Source organism: Paenibacillus terricola, assembly GCF_014779765.1.
Lineage (GTDB): Bacteria > Bacillota > Bacilli > Paenibacillales > Paenibacillaceae > Paenibacillus_T > Paenibacillus_T terricola.
On sequence record NZ_JACXZA010000003.1, the window covers coordinates 842253 to 863971 of the forward strand.

Genomic DNA, 21719 nt, shown 5'->3' on the forward strand with positions numbered 1-21719 from the left:
TTGCCGTAATGGAACGCGTATGGACGGAGAAAGAGCCGCTGGTGCCGGAGTGGTATGATCATAAAGACGACAAGAGAGATCAAGCCGATGGAATGCCCAAGCTTACGATGAAACTTCTATATGGAATGATTCAAGAATTAAAACAATGCAGCGATCGGTTGAGCGCAAGGCTTGATGATTTCGAGCATTATATGATCGAAGTGCAGGCAACGCGCGCGCAGCTGGAAGCTGATGCAGCCCGAACGATCGCGCGAACGAAAGTTGCTGCCTCGCTTCATGACCGTTCTGCGTTCGCTGAGGCAGCTATGACAGCACCTGGACAAGCCGCTGTCGCAGTCGCTTCTCCTATGCATATGCACAATCCAGCCGATACAAGTGACATTCCTGACGATGAATCAACTGAGACCTTTACAGCAATGGAGGACGAACCGCTGACAACTGCCGTCGAACCTGAGACGGAAGAGTCCGTTTCGTTAATCGATATGTCTGATGCTGCATCAATAGAGGCGGCAATCGATGATCTTGCAGCTTCTATTGATGCAGTTGAAGTCATCAGCCACAACTCCGATATCGAAGAGCTGGCTGCAGCCACTATTACGAATGAGCAAGAAGAAGCAGTCGCTATCGACACCATTGATGTTATCGACTTGATTCCGCTGCACGCGAAACCTAGCAAGCTGGAATCGCAGCCTTCCTATCTCATGTCGCTGGCACAGGAGGTACTTGGGTTCACAAACCCTGACGATGCCGAAGAAGGACTTGATCCAGGCGAAGGCGCGAACCCGTTCGATCCGGACAGCTTCGCTGCTCATAGCATGGATACAGCCGAAGCACAAGCTGCGTCAGCGTCATCCCTTCCTGCAGCCGTTCAACATAGCACATCTTCCGCAATGACTTCTCCGTTCTTCACGCCTCGCTCACAACGTCATCCGTCGTCGAAGAAGACGTTTCTCAGCTTGTTCGGCTTCCGAACACGGATCTCCTAAAATAGCCCCCCTGCCTACCGAACAGACGACACAAGAGAACCCTCCGCCAGCGCTTGCCGGCAGAGGGTTCTTCTCTTTTGGTTATCATCGATAGGATTGAAGCTTAATCGTTTATTCGGCGTTCGCAGTCTTAGTTACAACGGCATCACCTGTCGCTGTCTGCTCCGTTACTGTCGTCGTCCCAACTGTCGAATTGTTCGAGTAAGTTAGCTTACGAGGCTTACCTGACAACCCGATTTCATCATCGTACGCATCGAAAATGCGGCGGGCGATCGGCGCCGCGCCTTTGGCACCGAAGCCGCCTTCTGGCACAACGACCGCGACAGCCAGCACCGGATTAACGGCTGGCGCATAAGCGATGAACACCGCGTTATCGACGAGTTTGCCTCCGACGGATTGCTGCGATGTACCCGTCTTACTTGCGTACGTGTAGTTAACGCCAGAGAATGCTGCGCTCACGTTAACGAGCCGCATGCCTTGTTCAACCTCTTCCCAGTACGCTTCCGGGAAGTCGACCGAATTAAGCACTTCCGGCTCAATGCTCTGAACGACATGACCATCGGAATCGACGATCTTATCGACGAACTGCGGCTTCATCCGCTTGCCGCGGCTGGCCAGCGTCGCTGTGTATTGAGCAAGCTGCAGCACCGTGTAACGCGCCTGCTGACCGAAGGAAGCACGAATGAGTGCGGACTGCGTACTCGCAGTCTCTGCTTCGTGGTAATACTCGATGATGCCTTCATTCTCGAACGGCAGATCGCTGCCGGTCTTGATGCCAAGACCGAATTCCTTCATGTAAGCGTCCCATTTGTCGACGCCTTCAATATTCCCATCGTATTTCCGATACATGCGGTCACCGACCATCGCCGCCATGAATGGGTTGGACGATTTGCCGATGGCATGCGCCGGGTCGAGCGTACCATAAGCATGTTTCAGAGCGTTTTGGATTGGGACTTCGCTGCCCTTCTTACCAAAGGTGAACGTACCCGTATCGGGATACGTCGACGTAGTCGTGAACAGTCCCTCATTCAAGCCGACCAGAACGGAGAGCGGCTTCTGTGTCGAACCCAGCATGACCATCGACGGCGCATGTTTGCCCGCTTCCTTCTCATCCTCGTATGGTGCGAGTACATCGCGAATCGTTCCGTTCTTCAAATAATATTCGATGTTATCATAGTCTTCCTGGCTAATGCTGCCGCCAGACCAGACGTTCGTATTGTAATCCGGCATGCTCGCCATTGCGATGACTTTGCCCGTATTGACTTCCATTGCAACCGCGTAGCCGGTCTTCGGCTTCTGATTCACCTTCAGAATGTCCGGACTTGTCTTCAGATAAGCAAGATGTCTCGTAATCGCATCTTCCGTCCGCAGCTGAACATTCTTGTTGATCGTCAGATACAGATCGTCACCCTTCTCAGGGTTCGTAATCGTCGGCGGTCCGATAATCTTACTGAGTGCATTGATCGGATAAATCTTCAGCCCGTTCTTGCCGCGAAGCACATCTTGATACATGAGCTCAATGCCGTCCATGCCGACATCCTCTTGATCGAGATACTTCAGCTTCGGATCGGTCGTATCTTCTTTCTTATCCTTATAGAAATCAAGCCCCTTCGTATTAACGGCGGAATTGAATTTCTTCAGATAACCGACCAACTGAACGGCAATGGAGCTATTGTCATAATGGCGGACGCTTTCCTCAACGATGTCGATGCCATCGAACAGATCGCGATTTTCCATGAAATACGCAATTTCATCGTTCGTCAGATCCGTCTTGATCCGGCGAGGCGTTGAGATCGTGTTCTTCTTAAACCCTAGGTCGAGTTGTCGAATGACATCGTCAGCCGTCATCTGCTTGGCAGGGTTGCCGTATTCAGCGAATATCGAAGCAAGCTGCTCGGCGAACGGACGCATCCGCTCCTCGATAACGGCCTGCTGCTCCTTCGCGGTCGAGCCCTTAGGCAGCTTCTTCCGAATATCTGGATTGAGCTTGTAGTAGAGCGATTGTGTCGATGTTGAATACGCGATCGGGTAGCCCGTCGAATCAAGAATGTCGCCTCGAATAGGTGAAATCATCACCTTCTGCGAGCCGATGTTGTTCTCCTCCGCCTTAAGCGAAGGACCCTCCACGAATTGCAGAATGGCAAGCCGTATAATAAGTACGCTGAACATAAGAAAAACAATAAAAAAGTACGCATTCAACCGGAACGAAAAATGTCGCCGGCTCACAATCTTGCGTTTCTGCGGATCGTCTTGCATGTGTTTTCAGTTTCTCCTCCTTGTTCGAATGGACGGCCCGGCCGTATCAAACTCTCCTTACCTATTCGCGCTTGTGGCCCAGTATGTTTCTCCGCACCCAAATACAACCATATACCATTACCCTAAGAAACGATAAATCTAACCCTGTTTCTACCATTCGAGACCAAATTAACTTTAAATATTGAATTCCTCTCCGAATAACAAAAAACGCCCTTTGCCAGCGCATGCAGGCAAAAGGCGTTCTTGTTATACGTAATATTCTTATAAGAATGAGTGCTTTGAATATAGACTGCTTCTAGCGCATCTTCACTACCGCAGTTGTTTTGCCTTGGTAATCCAGAATCGCAAAGTGGAGGCGCCACTTGCCATCGCCGAGCGCCGTCAATTCGCTTGGGGCATAACCTTGCGGTTCAAAGTCATACACACGATCGTAGTTGATGACAATGCGTACCGTCTCGTCCGGCAGACGTTTGCGAAGCTCATACCCTGTATTATAAGCCCACGAGCCTATTTGATCTTTCACTTTCTCGCCGTAAAGCGAATAGAAAATCGGATCAATATTCGCTTCGAATACGAGCCAACCCTTCTCATCACGCTTAACTGTCCAGTTCGTCAACGCTCCGTCGCTCATAGCGGTCGTACTGATCGAGGAGAAGTTCTTGGTCATGAATGAGGCAAGCTGATCCGTCGACAAATCTTTCAACGATTCCGGCAGCTTAGACGCAATGAATTTAGGCGTCTGTTCAGGCTTCGAAATATAATCGACAAGCAGATCAAGCACATCGTCGATGGATACAGCAAAGTTAATATCCATGTTCACATCGTCGTAACCAAGCGTGTTAATGCCTACAAGTTCACCATATTGGTTGAATAATCCGCCGCCAGAGCTGCCGTGATCGATTGGCGCGCTGAACTGGATGTATGTAATATCTTTGTCTGCGACTATGTTGCTGACGATACCGTCAGTAGCTGTATTTTGCACGCCGAGCGGGCTACCGATTGCAACGACGGGATCCCCTTTTTGAATATCGTACGGGCTTGCAATCGACACAGGATCGATGTTCAGCGCTGTTTTTGTTTTGACGATTACAAGGTCATCCGACTCGTTGCTTGCAACGACGCCTTCAATCTTAAACGTCCGTCCGTCAACATCATAAGCCTCTGCAGAGGTTGCTTCATACATAACGTGATAGTTCGTCAGGATTTCGTTCGGACCAACAACGACGCCGCTGCCTTGTCCAAGATCCGTCTCGATCATCACGACTTTCTCATCATTAAGCGCCACGTTCTGAGTTGTCGTAAGGATTTGGCTTGCACGTTCCTGCTCCCACTTCTGCTGCTCCCGCTCCATTAACGCTTCTAAAGATGTAATGACGACCTTCTGCTCCGAAGCTTTCCACGCAACTTCCGCCCCAAAGGCTTCGCCAATGAATCGCAGCGGCACGAAGGTTGTGCCATTAACCAGCTCAGCAGGCGCCGTCAGACTCACGCTCTTCCCGTTGATCGTAGCTTTCTTGGAGCCTACCTTAAGCGAAATCGTCGTGCTTCCTTTGCGCGAAATAATCGTCTTCGTGCTTGGCTCATACGTCACGCTAGCATCCAGCGCTTTGAAGATAGCCGACATAGGGACGAACGTTACCCCATTGCGCAAGTACGGGGCTTGTGCAAGTGCAAGCTTCTGGCCGTCAAGGTACACGGCAATTTCCGATTGAACGGAAGCCGCCTGTTTCGTTGCTGCGTGCGCTGTCTGCGCTCCGCCGCTCGCAAGGGGGACAATTGCAAGCGATGCTGCCAACGTCGTGGCAACTACCCATTTCGCAACATGCTGTTTCACTAATTCGTTCCTCCAGCTCTCCTATTAATCTATTAAGACTAAGACTATCCTATCATTCCAATAATCGCATTGTCCATTAAAGCAAACTGAAAATAAATAGGAGCCCTCCCTAACCGCCCTGATAGGGACAGTCGGAAGAGCTCCGGTTGATTCGTATTTCATTAGTCTACATTAGCGTCCGCATTCGCCGCAGTACCGTCAGCAGGCGTCTGCTGCTTGCCCATTGTCGTACCTGTCGACGACTTATTCGAATTGCTTGGGTTGCGCGGCGTTCCTGTCAGACCGATTTCATCGTCATACGCATCGAAAATTTGGCGGGCGATCGGCGCTGCGCCTTTGGCGCCGAAGCCGCCCTCTGGTACGACGACTGCAACAGCCAGCACAGGATTAACAGCAGGCGCATAAGCGATGAACACCGCGTTATCGACCAGCCTGCCGCCCACGGACTGCTGCGATGTACCCGTCTTACTTGCGTACGTGTAGTTAACGCCAGCGAATGCTGCACTCACGTTTACAAGCCGCATGCCCTGTTCAACCTCTTCCCAATATTGTTCTGGGAGGTCGACCGTATTGAGCACTTCCGGCTGCATCGACTGAACCGTATGGCCGTCCGAATCAACGATTTTCTCGACGAACTGCGGCTTCATCCGCTTGCCGCGGCTCGCCAGCGTCGCCGTATACTGCGCAAGCTGAAGGACCGTATAGCGAGCTTGCTGACCGAATGAGGCACGAATGAGCGCAGATTGTTTACTTGCAGTCTCTGCTTCGTGGTAATACTCAATGATGCCCGCATTCTCGGATGGCAGACCGCTGCCGGTCTTGACGCCAAGGCCAAACGCTTTCATGTATTCATCCCATTTGTCAACGCCAGCAATTCCGCTATACTTCCTATACAATCTGTCCCCGACCATCGCCGCCATGAATGGGTTGGATGATTTGCCAATTGCATGCGCCGGATCAAGCGTGCCGTAAGCATGGTTGAGAGCGTTTCGGATCACGACTTCGCTGCCCTTCTTACCAAAGGTGAACGTACCTGTATCCGGGTACGTCGAGGACGTCGTGAACAGTCCCTCATTCAAGCCGACCAGAACGGAGAGCGGCTTCTGCGTCGAACCAAGGAACACCATCGAGTCCGCATGACGCCCTGCCTCCTTATCATCTGCGTAAGGAGCAAGCACCTCGCGAATCGTACCGTTCTTCAGGTAATATTCGCTGTTATCATAATCCTCTGGGCTAATCTTGCCGCCAGACCAGACATTCGGATTATAGTCCGGCATGCTCGCCATCGCGACAACCTTGCCCGTATTCACTTCCATCGCTACTGCATAGCCGGTCTTCGGCTTCTGATTGACCTTCAGAATGTCAGGGCTAGTTTTCAGATAGGCAAGATGGTTCGTAATCGCATCTTCTGTCCGCAGCTGTACATTCTTGTTGATCGTCAGATACAGATCGTCACCCTTCTCCGGGTTTGTAATCGTAGGAGGTCCGATGATCTTGCTGAGGGCGTTGATCGGATAAATCTTCAGTCCGTTCTTGCCGCGCAGCACATCCTGGTACATCAATTCGATGCCGTCTAGGCCAACATCTTCTTGATCAAGATATTTGAGCTTCGGATCGCTTGTATCTTCTTTCTTCTCTTTGTAGAAATCGAGTGTATTCACAGCCGAGTTGAATTTCTTCAAGTAACCGACGAGTTGTACGGCAATGGAGCTGTTGTCGTAATGACGAACGCTCTCCTCTACGATATCGATGCCATCGAACAAATCCCGATTCTCCATAAAGTAAGCAATTTCTTCATTCGTCAGATCGGTCTTGATTCTACGCGGCGTTGAAATCGTGTTCTTCTTGAATCCAAGGTCGAGCTGGCGCAGCACATCATCAGCCGTCATCTGCTTGGTTGGGTCGCCTCTTTCAGCGAATATGGCAGACAGCCGCTCCGCGAATGGTCGCATCCGATTCTCAATCTCTGCCTGCTGTTCCTTGGCCGTCGACCCTTTTTTCAAGTTTTTGCGAATATCAGGATTGAGCTTGTAATAGAGCGATTGCGTCGATGTCGAATAGGCGATCGGATATCCGGTCGAATCGAGAATATTGCCTCGGATCGGTGGAATCATCACCTTCTGAGAGCCGATGTTATTCTCCTCCGCCTTGAGACCAGGACCCTCTACGAATTGCAGAATGGCAAGCCGTATAATAAGTACGCTGAACAAAAGAAAAATGACAAAAAAGTACGCGTTCAGCCGGAACGAAAAATGCCGCCTGTTCACAATTTCGCGTTTTTGTGGATCGTCCTGCATGTGCTGTAGCTTCTCCTTCCTCTCCCGAACGAAGGCTTAGCCGTACCGGGATTATAACCATTGTTTACTTAAAACGTGCTAAGCGCTTCAAATGTTATCCTTAGCGGACATCAAACGCTTGGAATATGCGTGGTCTCAAATCCTGGCGGATTGAACCAATCGCCCGACATCGCCCAAGTCGCATCGAGCGGCACCCATATAGGATTACCCTCAGGACCCATAATTCTAACTTCATTCCATGCATGAGGACCGAAACCGCTTGCCGTTGTACCGCCCATGCCTGTTACTACACGCACTTCAAGACCAGAAGCCCGCGCCATTACGGCATATAGACGGGAAACATCGATACAAACGCCAAGCCTCGACTGGAATGTATCCTCCGGCGTTTGCTCTTTCCATATACCATGTTCCTCATAGTTACGCGCTTTATCCCAATCATATGCAATGCGCGTACCGACCCAGCGATACAACGCACGTGCCTTCTCTTCATCGGTCGTCGCATCCTTCGTGACAGAAAGCGCTGCTTCCGCGATATTATCCGGAATGGCATAGTCCTTGATTTCGTACTTGCGTTGAATGATTCGCTGCAGTTCGTCGCCAACCGCTTCTGTCAGAACCGGTCCACGATCGGCCAGCAATTGACCCGCCACTGGCTCCAGCAGTTGAGCGGATGCTTCGCTATAGACGTCTGACGAACGAATCTTCTCCGTGAACGGTCCGTTCGGGGCCAGCGTCGAATAAACGAACAAGACCGCAACAAGGAGGAACGACCGAACGGCACCATGAATTGCGCCGATAATACCGCCAATTACGCGACTTGCGAGTCTGCCCCCTGGGAGAAGATGACGTCCATCCTCCATGTCATGATCTGCCATTCTACTCGAACGCCGTCCGCCAAGCCGGTCTACCCATCTCTCGATAGGGGACGCCAGCCGAGCTGCAGCAAAGCGGAAGACAGCATAAAGCAGCAGCATGAGAACACCATATCGGAACAGAGCAAAGTCGCTTAAGCTCGTCACGAATGTGTACCACAGCTGAACGAGTGATCCAACCTCTTTCTCGGGAGGATGAACACCCGATAGCAGCTTCGCAATGACTGGGGAGAGCAGCGCCGCCGTCTTCCACGCCGCGAAGAAGGATAGCAGCATGAGTACGCCATCCCATACAAAAAAGAAAAGACGCTTCGCGGAGCCCGATGCGCCTTTGACCAGCCCTTGCACAAGCGAAACGAGCAGCAGCGCCAAAATGATTAGCGCCACTGGTTCGAACGTCGTTATTGCATGTATCCAGGATGCCATAAGATCCGCTCCTCTTGCTGCAACACGATCCGCTTGACCGCTGTCCGTTCAACCGGATCAACAGCCTTATGCCTTGGTGCAATTTAGCTGTTGCTCTTGGCTGTATTGATCAATGTCCGGATCGTATCGTCAATCTTCCAGCTGCCGATCTTCGTACCGCGGAATTTCACTTCCACCTCGTCAGCATTTGGCTTGCCTGTCAGCTCCAAATTGTCCGTCTTCACGGTGAAGGAACCGTCACTATTCTTCGTATAAGTTGCTTCCGATGCCTCGCCTGCCATCGCCGTGATCGCTTCCTGTTTCACGCTGTCCGCTACTTTATCGCCAAGGGACTTCACATCTTCCAGCGAATAACCGCTGTATGCTATAACCCCTATAACGACTATCGCAACAAGCGCCCATTTAACGACGGTGCGCACAATGCCAATAATAACGAACAAGGCTACGAGCGCGAGCGCAAGAACGAGCCAATTGTCTTCGAAAAATGTCTTCCACGTCTCTGTGTCATAGACGAAATCCATCTAGCAGATATCCCCCTTATTATACGCGCATTCTATACCATTTCAAAAAGCATTCTCTTACATTTCAAAATTTACTATTATCCATTATAACCGAGGAATGGCGGTCGGTAAACGGACAGCGGGGCTTTAAGGAAGGACAGGCGGCATATCCTGTCCGTTAGCTGCGTACAAGTACATAGAGCAGACTTTTACGAAGGAGGGCTTAGCTGCTGTGAAGACCGCTGTGTGGCTGTACTTATTTCTGTTTATCGCCTTTTTCGACCTTCATGCGCAATATCCGATTCTTACGCCGTTCGCCGTCTCTCTAGGAGCAGCCCCGTCGTTTATCGGATTAATGATGGGTATATACTCCATTACCCACCTGCCTGGCAATCTGATCGCCGGTGTTGGTGTCGACCGATTCGGCAGCCGGCTGTTTATTGTTCTCAGCTTGCTGTCTGCAGGCATCATTCTGCTGCTGCAAGCCCATGTAGCAAACCCCTGGCAGTTGCTTGCGCTTCGCTCGGTAAGCGGCTTCGTGCTCGCTTTCCTGTCACCAGCCTGTATGGCGATGCTGGCCCGTCTAGCGACCGATCGAATTCAGCAGGGCAAACTAATGGCCGGCAACGGGCTCGTTCACACGTTCGCATCCGTCTTCTCGCCAGCGGCTGGCGCACTGCTCGTCGCTCAGATCGGCTTTACGCGCGCATTCGAATGGCTGGGATGGCTGCTTATTGCCACTGCCATCTGCGCACTGCTCTTCATCCACGAGCGTAAGGTAACGACAACGCCCATGCCAATCAAAATGGCAAAGCAGGATAATGCCAAACTTCAGACCGAAATCGCTTCTCCTTCTCCAGACCTGAAAGAATCACTGGAGGAGGACCGTCCATTGCCTTGGCTTGTCTACGTACTGCCGATTGCCACCAGCTGCGCACAAGGCATCTTGTCATTCGAACTGCCGCTAATGGCTGATAAGCACGGAGGACATTCCATCATGGCGACCGGGCTGCTGTTCTCCGTCGTCAGCTTCGGAGCACTCGTTACGCTGAGCATGCTGTTCCTGAACAAATATTCGCCTTATCTGCGCACCTTGTGGGGGTCTGTATTGCTGGCAATCGTTTATTTCGCGCTTGCCATCGGCGTACCAATCCCGCTGGCAGGCATGCTGTTTATGCTCGGCATGGTTAAAGGGGTTATATGGCCCGCCGTCCCGACCCTCCTTATCGATCTTAGCGGCGGCAAGAAGTACGGGCGAACGTTCTCGCTGTTGTCGATCGCTTATTCCGTCGGCGCCTTCCTCGGTCCGATGGCCGCAGGTATATTGCGTGACCGAATGTCGCCTTACTTTATTGCTTTCGTCGTTCTTATGGCCGCTGCTGCAATATTGCCGTTCCATGGTCCGCGTCGCATCTCAGCTAGAACCCATTTTTCTTAGATCTGGGTATTCGCACAAGGCACAACCTCCCCTTCTACATAAGATACATTGTGTCACGAGATGACAGTCGTTACGGAGTGATAAACGTAATGGCAGGCGCAAGTGACTCTCATGAACAGTAAAGGGGTGACAATATAAATGAACTATGTTGATCCAGCTCACAAAGGCTGCGGCCAAGTCGGCGGTCTCTGGACGTCCACTGGTGTAATTCTCGTACTGTTCATTCTCCTCGTAATCGTGTTCTCCGGCTGTTTCTGCTAATTGCTAACAACAGTCCTTCAAACAGCTCGCTGCGCTGCAGCGGGCTGTTTTTGGTTTCACGATAGTAATTGCGCCTTGCTGCTAGCGCTGCTGTGGCATTGATAACGCCTTACGGTTACAATAGATGCAGCTATCGCAATCGGAGGTGCCGCATACTTGGATATCGCCATTATTGTAGAAGGCAAAAACGACCGCAGCCGGCTTCGGCGCGTTCTGCAAGAAGATGTTCCCGTGTTCATTACATATGGGACGCCAGGCAGCAGTCAGTTAGAAACGCTGCGCAAGCAAGTTGGCGACCGACAGGTTTATTTGTTCATGGATAATGATTCATCCGGACGGCGCATTCGGGGGCTGCTTCGCGATCTGTTCCCCGACGCTGAGCATCTGTATACACGGCGCGGCTATCCAGGCGTCGAGAGCACGCCAGAGTCGTACCTCATCGAACAGCTTGAGAAGGCGGGGCTTGATTCATACATCGTATACCCCGATCCGAGCTCGATCCCGTTCAACAAAGAGGATTTCGATTAACGCTAGCCGCGCGCACAAAAAAGCCGCTCCACCAATGGTGGAGCGGCTTTCTCGGTTACATAACCGATTCAATGTCTTTCATAATCGTATCGGCGGACATCGTTTCCTCATGCGCACCGTCGATATATTTGCGTACGTTGCCGTCACGGTCAACGAGAACCAGCAGATCCATATGCGAGAACTCATTCGTTTTCTCGTCTTTGTACAGCATCAAACCTTTGAACTTCGGTATGAGCTCCGCCGTATACTTCTCGTCGCCCCGCAGGAACTTCCAGCCGGCATAGTCAGCATGGAATTTCTCTGAATACTTCTTAATCGCCTCTGGCGTATCGCGCACAGGATCGAACGTAATCGACATCAGTTCAACATCAGAGCCGAACTTCTTATCCGCAACCAGCTTGTCCTGCACTTGCGACATCAGTTGCGTCGTTGGCGGACAGACGTCCGGGCAGTTCGCCCAATAGAAATAGATAAGCCGAACCTTGCCATTGGAATCAGAGAAGTTCACATCGCCGCCATCAATGGCATTTTGCAGCGTAAATTCAGGTGCTGCCTGCATATTCGGAAGCTTCGGCGCCTTGTCCGAACCACCGTACGTCAGATACAAATAAATCGCCATAAGTACAACAAGCGAGCCAATGGCAAGCTTGAAAGAATGCTTCAACAGAAACTGCATAGCCAGACCTCTCCTAACTCTCCCGATCTAACCGACATGCGCGGTATCAACCATCATCACGATAAAGATAATCATTAAATAATTGACCGAAATAAGGAAGTTCGTCTTCGCCCACTTGTCCACATTCGCCGCGCGTAAGCCCATTAACGTCTGAACGAGCCACCCAGCACTCAGCAGTGTCGAAATAATCAAGAAGGCGATACCTACGTAGTCATACGCGTACAGCAGGATGCCCGTCGGAATGAGCAGCGCAATATACGGAATCATCTGCAGCTTCGTCCGTTCAATCCCCTTAACGACCGGAAGCAGCGGGAATCCCGCAGCACGATACTCTTCAACCCGGCGAATCGCCAGCGACCAGAAATGCGCCGGCTGCCACAAGAACAACCATGCAAATAGGATCCATGCGCCTATATCAATCGAATCGGTAACCGCGCAGTAGCCAATAACTGGCGGCATTGCACCAGAGATCCCGCCGATCGAGGTACTCCAGGTCGAAGTGCGCTTTAACCACATCGTATAGACGACGATATAGGCGAACATTCCGATAATCCCCAATATTCCGCACGTCGTGTTCACTAATGTGAACAGAACAGTAAGGCCAAGCACCCCTAGAATAATACCGTATACCAATACCGCATTCGGATTAAGACGACCGTTAGGGAGCGCGCGATGTTGGGTACGCGTCATTTTCTTATCGAGCTCACGGTCCCAATAGTTATTAATTACGGTAGCGCAAGCCATAACAAGCGTCGTACCAATCAACATGTACAGCAGAGTCCACCAATCAAAATGCCACTTCGAAGCAACCCAGAAGCCGCCGAATGCAGCAAATACGTTAAGCCGCAGCAGATTCGGCTTCGTTAGCTCTATCCAATCCTTCCACACAATAAAGCCTCCCGTTCCATTACAACAAGGTGAAACGGCTGCGCCGTTCTTTACATGGTGCAGTACGTTTCATTCCGGAGAAATCCAAATCCAAGTATAATGCAAAACTTATACTTTCGCGGATTTCAAGCAGCCGTTGTCGGCATACCTTGGCGAATCGTACTAATCATACAGAAAATTTATAGCATTGACAACGTTCGTCCCTGCTGTTCAATAATTTGACACGTTCCAATGGCAATTTGTCGAACAACGTCTAAGTTGTTGTTGCTTTCACGACGAGTCACCATTCCAGCACTCCCGCATACGATGGGTATGTAGTCGATAGCCCAGAGGGAGTGAGCGACATTCGATCGATTCCACAAATGGTGTACCAAAGCCCCGGTGGATTTGAAACGACGCAAAAGATCCAACGAAAATTGCCCTAGCGTTTACTAAGTTCCGTTCATTCGGGACTACATTACTTAATGAAAAGCGAGGAAATGAACAATGTCTTACCACAACGCAGTAAGTCCAGCATCGCAAGGTTACGGTTATTCGTACGGCTTCAGCGCAGCAACGCCAGCCCCATTCCCAGGCGCTAGCGTGAATGCTCCTACGACGACGACGCTCAATGCAACGATCCCGCCAATGATGGGAATGGGAGGTATGCCGACGATGATGGGAATGCCACAAATGCCGCAATTCGTACCGACCGGCGCAGGCACAGCTCCGCTAGGAACGATGGCGGCACCAGCAAGCGAAGAATCTTATGTTGAGAATATTCTTCGTCTGAACCGCGGCAAAGTCGGCACGTTCTACATGACGTACGAGAACAATCGCGAGTGGAATGCGAAAATTTTCAAAGGCGTAATCGAGGCTGCTGGACGCGACCACATTATTATTAGCGATCCAACAACTGGCATGCGTTATCTGCTGCTCATGCTGAACCTCGACTACGTCACGTTCGACGGTCCGATCAACTACGAGTACCCTTTTGCCGGCGGTACAGTTTCAAACACAACGCCGCTCTCGACATCGAGATAACGGCTATCGAGGCGGAGCCGCATCTGCTGGGGCGGGGATGACGGGGCGGAAGGTCCAGACGTGAACCTTCTCTCTGCCTCCCTGCACCCAACTGTCGGCACGCCGCCACGGAGAACGCTCGCTGCAGCGTTCTTTTTTGATACGATCCGCTTGTTCTTCGGTATGTGCCGTCCACAGCTCGACGAACAGCGATGGCTGATCGGTTCCTTCATATACGATAAAGGAGCCATTCGCTGACTGGACAAGCTCGTCCGCGAAGGACAAATACGATGCTCGATGCTCCGGTTTAATGCGATATTCAGCAAAGCATATGTACATGGAAGTCACGCTTCCTTTCCTGATTGGCGTTCAAGTTCCGGGTATGATATTACGCTGGCAAACCGACACTAAGAGCGATACGGAGACCCACATTATATCACAACGAAGGAGGAATCCCGATTGGATACAGGCACGCATCTCGTCATCGGACTCGGGCTCGGCGGCCTTGCTGCCGTTGACCCGGTTATCGCTGACAATGCGACGTTCCACACCGCCGTATTAATCGGCACCGTTGTCGGCTCGCAGGCGCCAGACTTTGATACGCTGCTTCGCTTTAAAGGCAATGCATCCTACATCCGCAACCACCGCGGCGCTTCGCATTCCATTCCGGCCATTATCGGCTGGACCGCGTTGATTACGATCGTGCTTCAGCTGCTGTATAGAGGGTCGCTTCCTTGGCTTCATCTTGCGGGATGGATCTTGCTGGCTGTATGCGTGCATGTCACAACGGATCTGTTTAATGCCTATGGAACACAAGCCGGCAGGCCATTCTCAAACAAATGGATCTCGTGGAATATTATCCACATATTCGATCCCGTTATTTTCACCACTCATGTCATTGCCATTTCGCTCTGGGCATTCGGTCTGGTGAGGCCAGCTGCTACCTTCTCCTTGTTATACAGCCTGCTCGCCCTTTATTACGTGTGGCGGACCGTCGTCCATCATCGGCAGCAGGCACATGTACAAGCGATAGATAAAGAACATGCTGAAGGCGACCGATATTGGCTTATTCCAACGATCTCGCTTAACACCTGGAATGTCGTCAAACGCAAGCATAACGGTGTATTCATGATTGGCGATCTCAGAACGAACGCACTCCGCTGGCAGGACTGCGTCGCGTGCTCCGACCATCCAGCCGTCGATCGCTCCAAGAACGATCCCTCGATCCAATCGTTCCTTTATCTAACCTCATTCGCATGCGCCGATGTGAAGGTTCATACATGGGGATACGAGGTACGCTGGAGTGACGTACGTTATCGGCATCGCAAGCAATACCCGTTTGTAGCCGTCCTTATGATGGACCATGATTACAAGACGGTTGGCTCCTATGTTGGCTGGCTCAGCGACAAACGACTTGAGAAACGGCTCCGCATGAATACGTATTGACGTATTGACGCGGGGCTTTTTTTTCTGCACAATGATTAAGGATGAAACGATAACGATTCTCGTCTGTTTATGAATGCTGTACACAATCCTATAAATCGAACAAAAAAGCTCAAGGTTTCCCTTGAGCTTTCTCGTCTGTGTATAGTTAAAGCTTAACGTTGACCGGACAGCTGTTGTTCAGCGATTTGCACCAGCTTTTTCGTGATGTAACCGCCAAGCGAGCCTGCGTCACGAGTGGAGACGTTACCGTAGTAGCCATCGGCAGGGATTTGAACGCCGAGGGACTGCGCAGCCTCCATTTTCAATTGTTCCAAAGCCTGGCTTGCTTGTGGTACCACCAGTTGGTTGCTGCTGCGGGATTGGCTTGCCATAAGAAAAAACTCCTTTCATCCTCTGCACGTTGTGATGGGTTGCAAGCTTGCAAAGTTATTATGGCTCGCGTTTCGAATATATATGCTAGCGCTCAAAACTTTTACTAAATAATTTGAAAACTTTTTTGGAGTGTGATTTACAATGTCCAAGCTGCTGTCGCTCTGGTTCGCTGTCTCGTCTGTTATCCTGATGGGAGCTACCGCCGTCATGATCAGCCACAATGGTTGGATTGCAATCCTTCTTGCCCTCCTGACGGTATGTAACGTAGGCTACGGGTTCGTTGTCAAAGCAAGAGCACGTAGACGTAATGATGGACAAGCCGCTAAGTAGGCAAGGGGCCTGCGTAGGGAAGAACTGCGTGCCCTTTAACGCAAACTTCTGGCTGAGCTTGATAAAGTCCATATCTATAAAGAAACGACCGCATCGAATCCGATGCGGTCGTTTCTTTATAGATAGCTGCTGCAAGTTACTTTCTTGGCGCCAGGAAGCCCATAAGCTCCTTCGCATCTGCGAGCGTTTTGTCGGCTGCTATAGAAGCTTTCTCTGCGCCTTGCTTCAGAATGTCATGAATCGCACCGGAGCTGCGGATTTCATTGTACTTGTTCTGCAGTGGTTCGAGGACGGAAACAACAGCTTCCGCAAGATCCTTCTTGAATGCGCCGTAGCCTTGACCGTCGTATTTCGCTTCGATCTGCTCGATCGACATGCCTGCGCAATGCGAGTAGATGCTGAGCAGGTTGCTCACTTCCGGCTTGTTGGCAGGATCGTATTTCACTTCGCGGCCGGAGTCTGTCGTTGCACGGCTGATCTTCTTGCGGACAACGTCCGGTGGATCAAGCAGTGCAATGAAGCTTCCCGGATTCGGATTGCTCTTACTCATCTTCTTGCTCGCATCGTCAAGCGACATAATACGTGCGCCAACCTTCGGGATATAAGGCTCTGGCACTTTGAAGTAGTCGCCGTACTTCGTATTGAAGCGGTGAGCCAGGTCGCGGGATAGTTCAAGATGCTGCTTCTGGTCATCCCCTACTGGTACGAGATCCGCGTTATAGATGAGAATGTCGGCTGCCATCAGCGTCGGGTAGACGAACAGGCCGGCGCCAACCGAATCTTTGCCAGCAGATTTGTCTTTGAACTGTGTCATGCGCTCCAATTCGCCCATATAAGCAAGCGTTGTGAACATCCAGCCCAGCTCGGCATGCGCACGCACATGGGACTGAACGAACACATTCGATTTCGCCGGGTCAATTCCCGCAGCGATGAAGAGAGCTGCTACCGCTTCCGTCTGCTCGCGCAGCGCTGCTGGCTCTTGGGGAACGGTAATAGCATGAAGGTCAACGACCATAAAGTAGCATTCTTCGGTCTCCTGCAGCTTCACGAAATTTTGCATAGCGCCAATATAGTTGCCCAGCGTTAGTTGACCGCTTGGTTGAATGCCGGATAGTACACGTTTCATTAACATCCACTCCTTTAGAGGTAGTTCAAAAAGTACGCTTTTGATCACGAAGCATCACATGAAGTCTATTCGGCATCGAATCTTGAATGAAGCAGTGACTTCCGGTTCTCGCGTAGCACTTCACTACGCTCCGATCCTCATTCCCCGCTTGATCCAACCTTCTCGGTGCTGAAAACCGTACTTTTTGAACATTAATTTGAAATACAATCATTATTCATTCCATTATTATCGAGGCTTTGAAGCAGCTTGGCCGAGCTGCACTCGATGCCTGCACTTCCAAGTACGCAAAAAGGCCCCCCGTCGCAAGGGACGAGGAGCCGTGGTACCACCCTAATTCGCATGTCTGCACAAAGCAACCCATCCTAGGTAGGGTCGTTGAATATGAGCATGCCTTAAGTTCCGTAACGAGGAACAATCGGATCAGTATAGGCAAGCAATGAGAAGACCAAAGCCTCCATTGAAACACCTGCGTTCCACTGTCCACTCCCGGATCCATTCGGACACGCGCGCTGCACCGGTTTGCACCAACCACCGGCTCTCTGCGAGCAGCCTCGCACGCTTACTTATTCCGTTCATCGCGTTTACAACGATTATACTCTCCAAGCTTCAATTGTCAAGGTGAACCGACTGTCACTTTCCATTGGAGCGCAGCACCGTCAAGTTGTCCTAACGGATGGGACATGCGCATATATTGAGAATAATGTTTGGCCGCTAGTCCATCATCAATCAGGCTCTCGATGCTGTGCTCCCTTCATTATCTGTGGCGGCACGTTAGGAGGTTATTGCTATGCCCTTGAATCGATTGCTCCGCTGGTCACCGCCAGCATTGACGGTAGGATGCGCAGTTCTGCTCATCCTGATCGCGTTCAATCGTCCGATCTATCTGCCAACACTTGGGACGGCCGAACTTCATGCATTCACCACGCTGTTCCTAAGCGTCGTGCTCGAAGCACTCCCCTTCATGCTGCTGGGGGTCATCGTATCCGCGCTGCTGCAAGTTTTTGTCTCGGAACAGGCTATCCGAAGCCTTGCCCCCCGCAATCCGGTTCTTGGCTCCGTATTCGGCGCACTGCTCGGACTGCTGTTCCCATTGTGCGAATGCGGCATGATTCCTGTCGTCAGACGGCTAATTCGCAAAGGCATGCCCGCCTATATAGGGATCGTGTACATCCTTGCTGGACCCATCGTTAATCCGATTGTATTCGCCTCTACATACACCGCTTTCCATGCGCAGCCTGGCATCCTCTACGGACGCATGGGACTGGGCTTTCTAGTCGCATTCCTTATCGGCTTGGTGTTAAGCCGTTATATGAAAGCCAATCCGCTGAGAACGGGGCATGCCACTCATGCTCATGCTCATGCTCACACTCATGAGCATGTCCACCATTCGACCAGCCACTCGGAGCGTCCGCCGCTCGGAGCAAGGCTTGCATCCACTCTGGGGCATGCGTCCGAAGAATTTTTCGATATGGGCAAATATCTCATATTCGGTGCGCTGCTCACTGCGCTCATCCAGACGGGTGTAGATCGGTCATCGCTTGATGCGATCGCGTCCCACGAGGCGCTGTCCCAGCTGTTCATGATGGCATTCGCTTATTTCTTATCGCTTTGTTCAACATCGGACGCCTTTGTTGCCGCTTCTTTCAGCCATCTGTTCGCTGCAGGGCCTCTGCTTGCTTTTCTCGTATTCGGACCGATGATCGATTTGAAAAATACACTAATGCTCTTCTCCGCTTTCCGAGGTCGCATTGTCATCGCTGTGGTCGCACTAACGGCTGCGCTCGTATTCGCTCTGTCATGGTTGACTGGACAGCTCATCACTTAGCTATTTGCCCGGAAAGGAATGACTCGCTATGAATGCCGAAGACTCATTCGCTCCGCTTATTCACCGCATGCTGCGGGCTGTCGTCTTAATCGGATTCGCAATGCTGATTATTCATCTCAAACGAACAGGGGAACTTGCATTATTCGTAACACCTCGCATCGAGCAAGCGGTTAAGCTGTCAGCTCTTGGACTACTTGCGGCTGGCGCTTATCAAGCCTATTCCTTCTTCCGAATGTGGCCGAACCGCTCCCGTCACCTCATTGACGATAACTGCGCCTGCGAACATGATCATGGCGAACACCATCACCACATCCACTCGCATGACCACGCACACCATCACGATCATGACCACGATCATACGTCAACCCCAGTTCGAAGCGTGCTGTTATACGGCTTGTTCCTGCTGCTTCTGGCAGTCGGCTTCTTCATGCCCCACAAGCCACTTGATTCCGACCTGAACGGAAAGCTCGGCACAACGGTTCATTCCCATGTTAAGGGTGAATAGAAATTGTGATTCTAATACAGTATTGTGAACAGCAAGGGCGCACCATCAATGCGATGGGGCGCCCTTGTCTCCTATCAGCCACAATTATAGTGGTCCTGCTTAGCCTTCTTCCCAGCGATTGCGCGGCTGCTTCGGCACGAATTGGAATAAGGAGCCGGTATGGTTCGACATATTGTAGTTAGACTCGTACATAATACTTGCTGACCACGCGCCTGTACCAGGTCGTACAGCAAAATCGTAGGAAATGTCTCCATGCGTCCAGTCCCGTTTCAGCTTCAGCGCTTCGATGGCCATTTTGCGGAAAGCCTCCACCTGCTGCGCGTTCAACCCTGCTTCCACAGGCTTAAGTTCGCCGTTCCGGCTTTCAATGGGGTGATGCTTCATCCCGAACTTGCCGACGGCATTGTTGCGAAGTTGAATATGTACGGTTCCAGCCGCTGCGTTCTTTAATTCACCCTCCAATTGTCTAAACACGTAATCAACTTGTCTTGCTAATGGAATATGATTCAAATTAGTCAACTAACTCCCTCCACCTATCATTTGGTATGGTTCAGTATGCCTATCCCTCATCACACACATCAGTCCAACAACCTGCAGCAATCAATAAATCCGAGTAATCACTCCCCTATTCAAACAAAATAGATAACGCTTTCATTTACGTGTGGTCAAAAGCAAACATCCACCAAAAGAACTATGCAGGTAGATATTTAGAACCATCATATGACAGAAATTTTAATATTTCAACAATTTTGCACACTTTTTGTCGGGAATTTAAGTAAATTTTAGATTTCCGCTGGAATTTCCGATTCCAGAAACATGAATTAATGATATAGACCCAAATTGGGACCAGTGATATACTATGTCTAAATTTACTATTAAAGGAGCGCTTACATATGCAATGGTTCTCCACTTTATCAACGAAAAGAAAATTATTTTTAGGTTTTTATTCAATTGTTTTAGTATTTTCCATTGCATCTATTCTTGTGACAGCATTCAGTGGGGGCTCCGTGCTGGCCGCGATAATTGTCGCAATTGTATTAGCGATTGCGATTATACCTATTGTCAACTTCATTGAGAAAGCGCTTACAGAAGCGTTTTACGAATTACGTTCCGCAGCGTCCGGCTTGGCAAAGGGTGATTTCTCGCAAAAAGTGGACGTGTCCGCATCAATGGGCGAACTTGGGCACTCCTTCAACAGCATGATCGACAAACTTCGCGACATCATCACTGACACTTCGAAGATTTCCCGCCAGGTCAGCGAAGCTAGCCGCAGCATCTTCGATAAGAACCAAGCCATGAAGATCGCTATGGAGCAAGTTGCTGCATCCTCCACTGAGTTAGCAACTGGCGCAAACGAAATTTCTTCCGAAGTATCGTCCATGACCGATTCGATTCGCGATATTGAAGACATGGTCGGATCTTATGCCCGCTCCGTTAAAGGCATGAACGACCGCTCGGAGCTGACGCTTGAGCTCGTTCAGCAAGGTGTGCATGCTGTCGGCAACCAGAAGACAAGCATGCAGAGCAATGCCGACGCAACGGCCAAAGTATCCGAGACCGTTCGCGAACTGGCGCGTGACGCAGCCGGCATCACGAAGATTACTCGTACCATCTCCGAAATCGCTGAACAGACGAACCTGCTGTCGCTTAACGCTTCGATTGAAGCCGCACGCGCCGGCGAGCATGGTAAAGGTTTCGCGGTCGTAGCACAAGAGGTACGTAAGCTGGCTGAAGAGTCGTCGACTTCAACGAAGGAAGTATTCACGCTCGTACGCGGCATCGAACGCGGCATTAAGCAAGCCATCGAGAACATCGTTATCAACGAGCAAGCCGTACAAGTGCAAACAGAGACGATTGAATCCGCAGAGCGAATCTTCGGTGAAATGATGTCCAGCATCGAGTTCATCGCGGAGCAGATCGCACGCTTCTCCGAAGAGAGCGACGTCATGCTGGAGAGCGCTCAACGCATTTCCTCGGCGATTCAGAACATCTCGGCGATTACGCAGCAATCGGCTGCAGGAACAGAGCAAATGTCCGCATCCATGAACGAACAGATTGGTTCCGTTCAAGCAGTGGTCGAAGAAGCGGATCGAATGATGCTCAGCGTCAACCAACTGCAAAGAACGATTCAAGTGTTCAAACTGTAATCTA

At 50.9% G+C, this 21719-nt stretch carries 21 protein-coding genes; 10 read left to right on the forward strand and 11 right to left on the reverse strand.

Annotation, left to right across the window (positions count from 1 at the left end):
* Nucleotides 1-8: 8 nt before the first annotated feature.
* Nucleotides 9-986, forward strand: a complete 978-nt coding sequence (locus tag H8B09_RS15605) for a hypothetical protein (protein WP_191204417.1) — start codon at nucleotides 9-11, stop codon at nucleotides 984-986.
* A gap of 111 nt (nucleotides 987-1097) precedes the next feature.
* Here H8B09_RS15605 and H8B09_RS15610 read toward each other — a convergent pair whose 3' ends face one another.
* The 5 genes from H8B09_RS15610 to H8B09_RS15630 all read right to left on the reverse strand — a co-directional run bounded on the left by H8B09_RS15610 (nucleotide 1098) and on the right by H8B09_RS15630 (nucleotide 9192).
* The gene (locus H8B09_RS15610; protein WP_191204418.1) at nucleotides 1098-3242 is read right to left on the reverse strand and encodes a peptidoglycan D,D-transpeptidase FtsI family protein; all 2145 of its coding nucleotides are present in this window, start codon (nucleotides 3240-3242) and stop codon (nucleotides 1098-1100) included.
* Between the two features lie 295 nt (nucleotides 3243-3537).
* Nucleotides 3538-5076, reverse strand: a complete 1539-nt coding sequence (locus H8B09_RS15615) for a stalk domain-containing protein (RefSeq protein WP_191204419.1) — start codon at nucleotides 5074-5076, stop codon at nucleotides 3538-3540.
* 161 nt (nucleotides 5077-5237) lie between these two features.
* Nucleotides 5238-7373, reverse strand: a complete 2136-nt coding sequence (locus tag H8B09_RS15620) for a peptidoglycan D,D-transpeptidase FtsI family protein (RefSeq protein ID WP_191204420.1) — start codon at nucleotides 7371-7373, stop codon at nucleotides 5238-5240.
* A gap of 110 nt (nucleotides 7374-7483) precedes the next feature.
* Nucleotides 7484-8671, reverse strand: coding sequence for a transglutaminase domain-containing protein (locus tag H8B09_RS15625; RefSeq protein ID WP_191204421.1), 1188 nt, complete (start codon nucleotides 8669-8671; stop codon nucleotides 7484-7486).
* Between the two features lie 83 nt (nucleotides 8672-8754).
* Entirely contained in the window at nucleotides 8755-9192 is a 438-nt protein-coding gene (locus H8B09_RS15630; RefSeq protein WP_191204422.1) for a hypothetical protein, read from the reverse strand.
* Between the two features lie 211 nt (nucleotides 9193-9403).
* Between H8B09_RS15630 and H8B09_RS15635 the strand changes: the two genes are divergently transcribed.
* The 3 genes from H8B09_RS15635 to H8B09_RS15645 all read left to right on the forward strand — a co-directional run bounded on the left by H8B09_RS15635 (nucleotide 9404) and on the right by H8B09_RS15645 (nucleotide 11398).
* On the forward strand, nucleotides 9404-10609 hold the full coding sequence (locus H8B09_RS15635) for an MFS transporter (RefSeq protein ID WP_191204423.1): 1206 nt from the start codon (nucleotides 9404-9406) through the stop codon (nucleotides 10607-10609).
* 138 nt (nucleotides 10610-10747) lie between these two features.
* Nucleotides 10748-10870 (forward strand): sporulation protein YjcZ, encoded by a 123-nt coding sequence (locus H8B09_RS15640; RefSeq protein WP_191204424.1) that lies wholly within the window; start codon nucleotides 10748-10750, stop codon nucleotides 10868-10870.
* Between the two features lie 156 nt (nucleotides 10871-11026).
* Nucleotides 11027-11398 carry a toprim domain-containing protein gene (locus H8B09_RS15645; protein WP_191204425.1) on the forward strand — a complete coding sequence of 124 codons (372 nt, stop codon included), beginning with the start codon at nucleotides 11027-11029 and terminating at the stop codon, nucleotides 11396-11398.
* A gap of 55 nt (nucleotides 11399-11453) precedes the next feature.
* Here the strand turns inward: H8B09_RS15645 and H8B09_RS15650 are convergent, their stop codons facing one another.
* Nucleotides 11454-12074 carry an SCO family protein gene (locus H8B09_RS15650; RefSeq protein WP_191204426.1) on the reverse strand — a complete coding sequence of 207 codons (621 nt, stop codon included), beginning with the start codon at nucleotides 12072-12074 and terminating at the stop codon, nucleotides 11454-11456.
* Between the two features lie 27 nt (nucleotides 12075-12101).
* Nucleotides 12102-12962 carry a heme o synthase gene (gene cyoE / locus H8B09_RS15655; RefSeq protein ID WP_191204427.1) on the reverse strand — a complete coding sequence of 287 codons (861 nt, stop codon included), beginning with the start codon at nucleotides 12960-12962 and terminating at the stop codon, nucleotides 12102-12104.
* A 486-nt stretch (nucleotides 12963-13448) separates the two neighbouring features.
* Here cyoE and gerQ point away from each other — a divergent pair, with 486 nt between their 5' ends.
* Complete coding sequence (gene gerQ, locus H8B09_RS15660; RefSeq protein WP_191204428.1) at nucleotides 13449-13985, forward strand: spore coat protein GerQ; 537 nt, start codon at nucleotides 13449-13451, stop codon at nucleotides 13983-13985.
* A gap of 3 nt (nucleotides 13986-13988) precedes the next feature.
* Here the strand turns inward: gerQ and H8B09_RS15665 are convergent, their stop codons facing one another.
* A complete protein-coding gene (locus H8B09_RS15665; RefSeq protein ID WP_191204429.1) occupies nucleotides 13989-14303 on the reverse strand; it encodes a hypothetical protein in 315 nt (104 codons plus the stop codon).
* Between the two features lie 120 nt (nucleotides 14304-14423).
* On the opposite strand from H8B09_RS15665, the gene H8B09_RS15670 reads away from it, so the two are divergent.
* Nucleotides 14424-15410, forward strand: a complete 987-nt coding sequence (locus H8B09_RS15670; protein WP_191204430.1) for a metal-dependent hydrolase — start codon at nucleotides 14424-14426, stop codon at nucleotides 15408-15410.
* A gap of 152 nt (nucleotides 15411-15562) precedes the next feature.
* Here H8B09_RS15670 and H8B09_RS15675 read toward each other — a convergent pair whose 3' ends face one another.
* Nucleotides 15563-15781 carry an alpha/beta-type small acid-soluble spore protein gene (locus H8B09_RS15675; protein ID WP_191204431.1) on the reverse strand — a complete coding sequence of 73 codons (219 nt, stop codon included), beginning with the start codon at nucleotides 15779-15781 and terminating at the stop codon, nucleotides 15563-15565.
* 142 nt (nucleotides 15782-15923) lie between these two features.
* On the opposite strand from H8B09_RS15675, the gene H8B09_RS15680 reads away from it, so the two are divergent.
* On the forward strand, nucleotides 15924-16112 hold the full coding sequence (locus tag H8B09_RS15680) for a DUF5325 family protein (RefSeq protein ID WP_191204432.1): 189 nt from the start codon (nucleotides 15924-15926) through the stop codon (nucleotides 16110-16112).
* A 136-nt stretch (nucleotides 16113-16248) separates the two neighbouring features.
* On the opposite strand, the gene trpS is transcribed toward H8B09_RS15680, so the two are convergent.
* On the reverse strand, nucleotides 16249-17238 hold the full coding sequence (gene trpS, locus H8B09_RS15685; RefSeq protein WP_191204433.1) for a tryptophan--tRNA ligase: 990 nt from the start codon (nucleotides 17236-17238) through the stop codon (nucleotides 16249-16251).
* A 787-nt stretch (nucleotides 17239-18025) separates the two neighbouring features.
* On the opposite strand from trpS, the gene H8B09_RS15690 reads away from it, so the two are divergent.
* Nucleotides 18026-19063 carry a permease gene (locus H8B09_RS15690; RefSeq protein ID WP_191204434.1) on the forward strand — a complete coding sequence of 346 codons (1038 nt, stop codon included), beginning with the start codon at nucleotides 18026-18028 and terminating at the stop codon, nucleotides 19061-19063.
* Nucleotides 19064-19091: 28 nt separating this feature from the next.
* Nucleotides 19092-19568, forward strand: a complete 477-nt coding sequence (locus tag H8B09_RS15695) for a DUF1980 domain-containing protein (protein ID WP_191204435.1) — start codon at nucleotides 19092-19094, stop codon at nucleotides 19566-19568.
* Between the two features lie 99 nt (nucleotides 19569-19667).
* On the opposite strand, the gene H8B09_RS15700 is transcribed toward H8B09_RS15695, so the two are convergent.
* A complete protein-coding gene (locus H8B09_RS15700) occupies nucleotides 19668-20087 on the reverse strand; it encodes an O-methyltransferase (protein ID WP_191204436.1) in 420 nt (139 codons plus the stop codon).
* A gap of 374 nt (nucleotides 20088-20461) precedes the next feature.
* Between H8B09_RS15700 and H8B09_RS15705 the strand changes: the two genes are divergently transcribed.
* Nucleotides 20462-21715: a methyl-accepting chemotaxis protein gene (locus H8B09_RS15705; RefSeq protein ID WP_191204437.1), complete on the forward strand. Its 1254-nt coding sequence runs from the start codon at nucleotides 20462-20464 to the stop codon at nucleotides 21713-21715.
* Nucleotides 21716-21719: the final 4 nt, after the last annotated feature.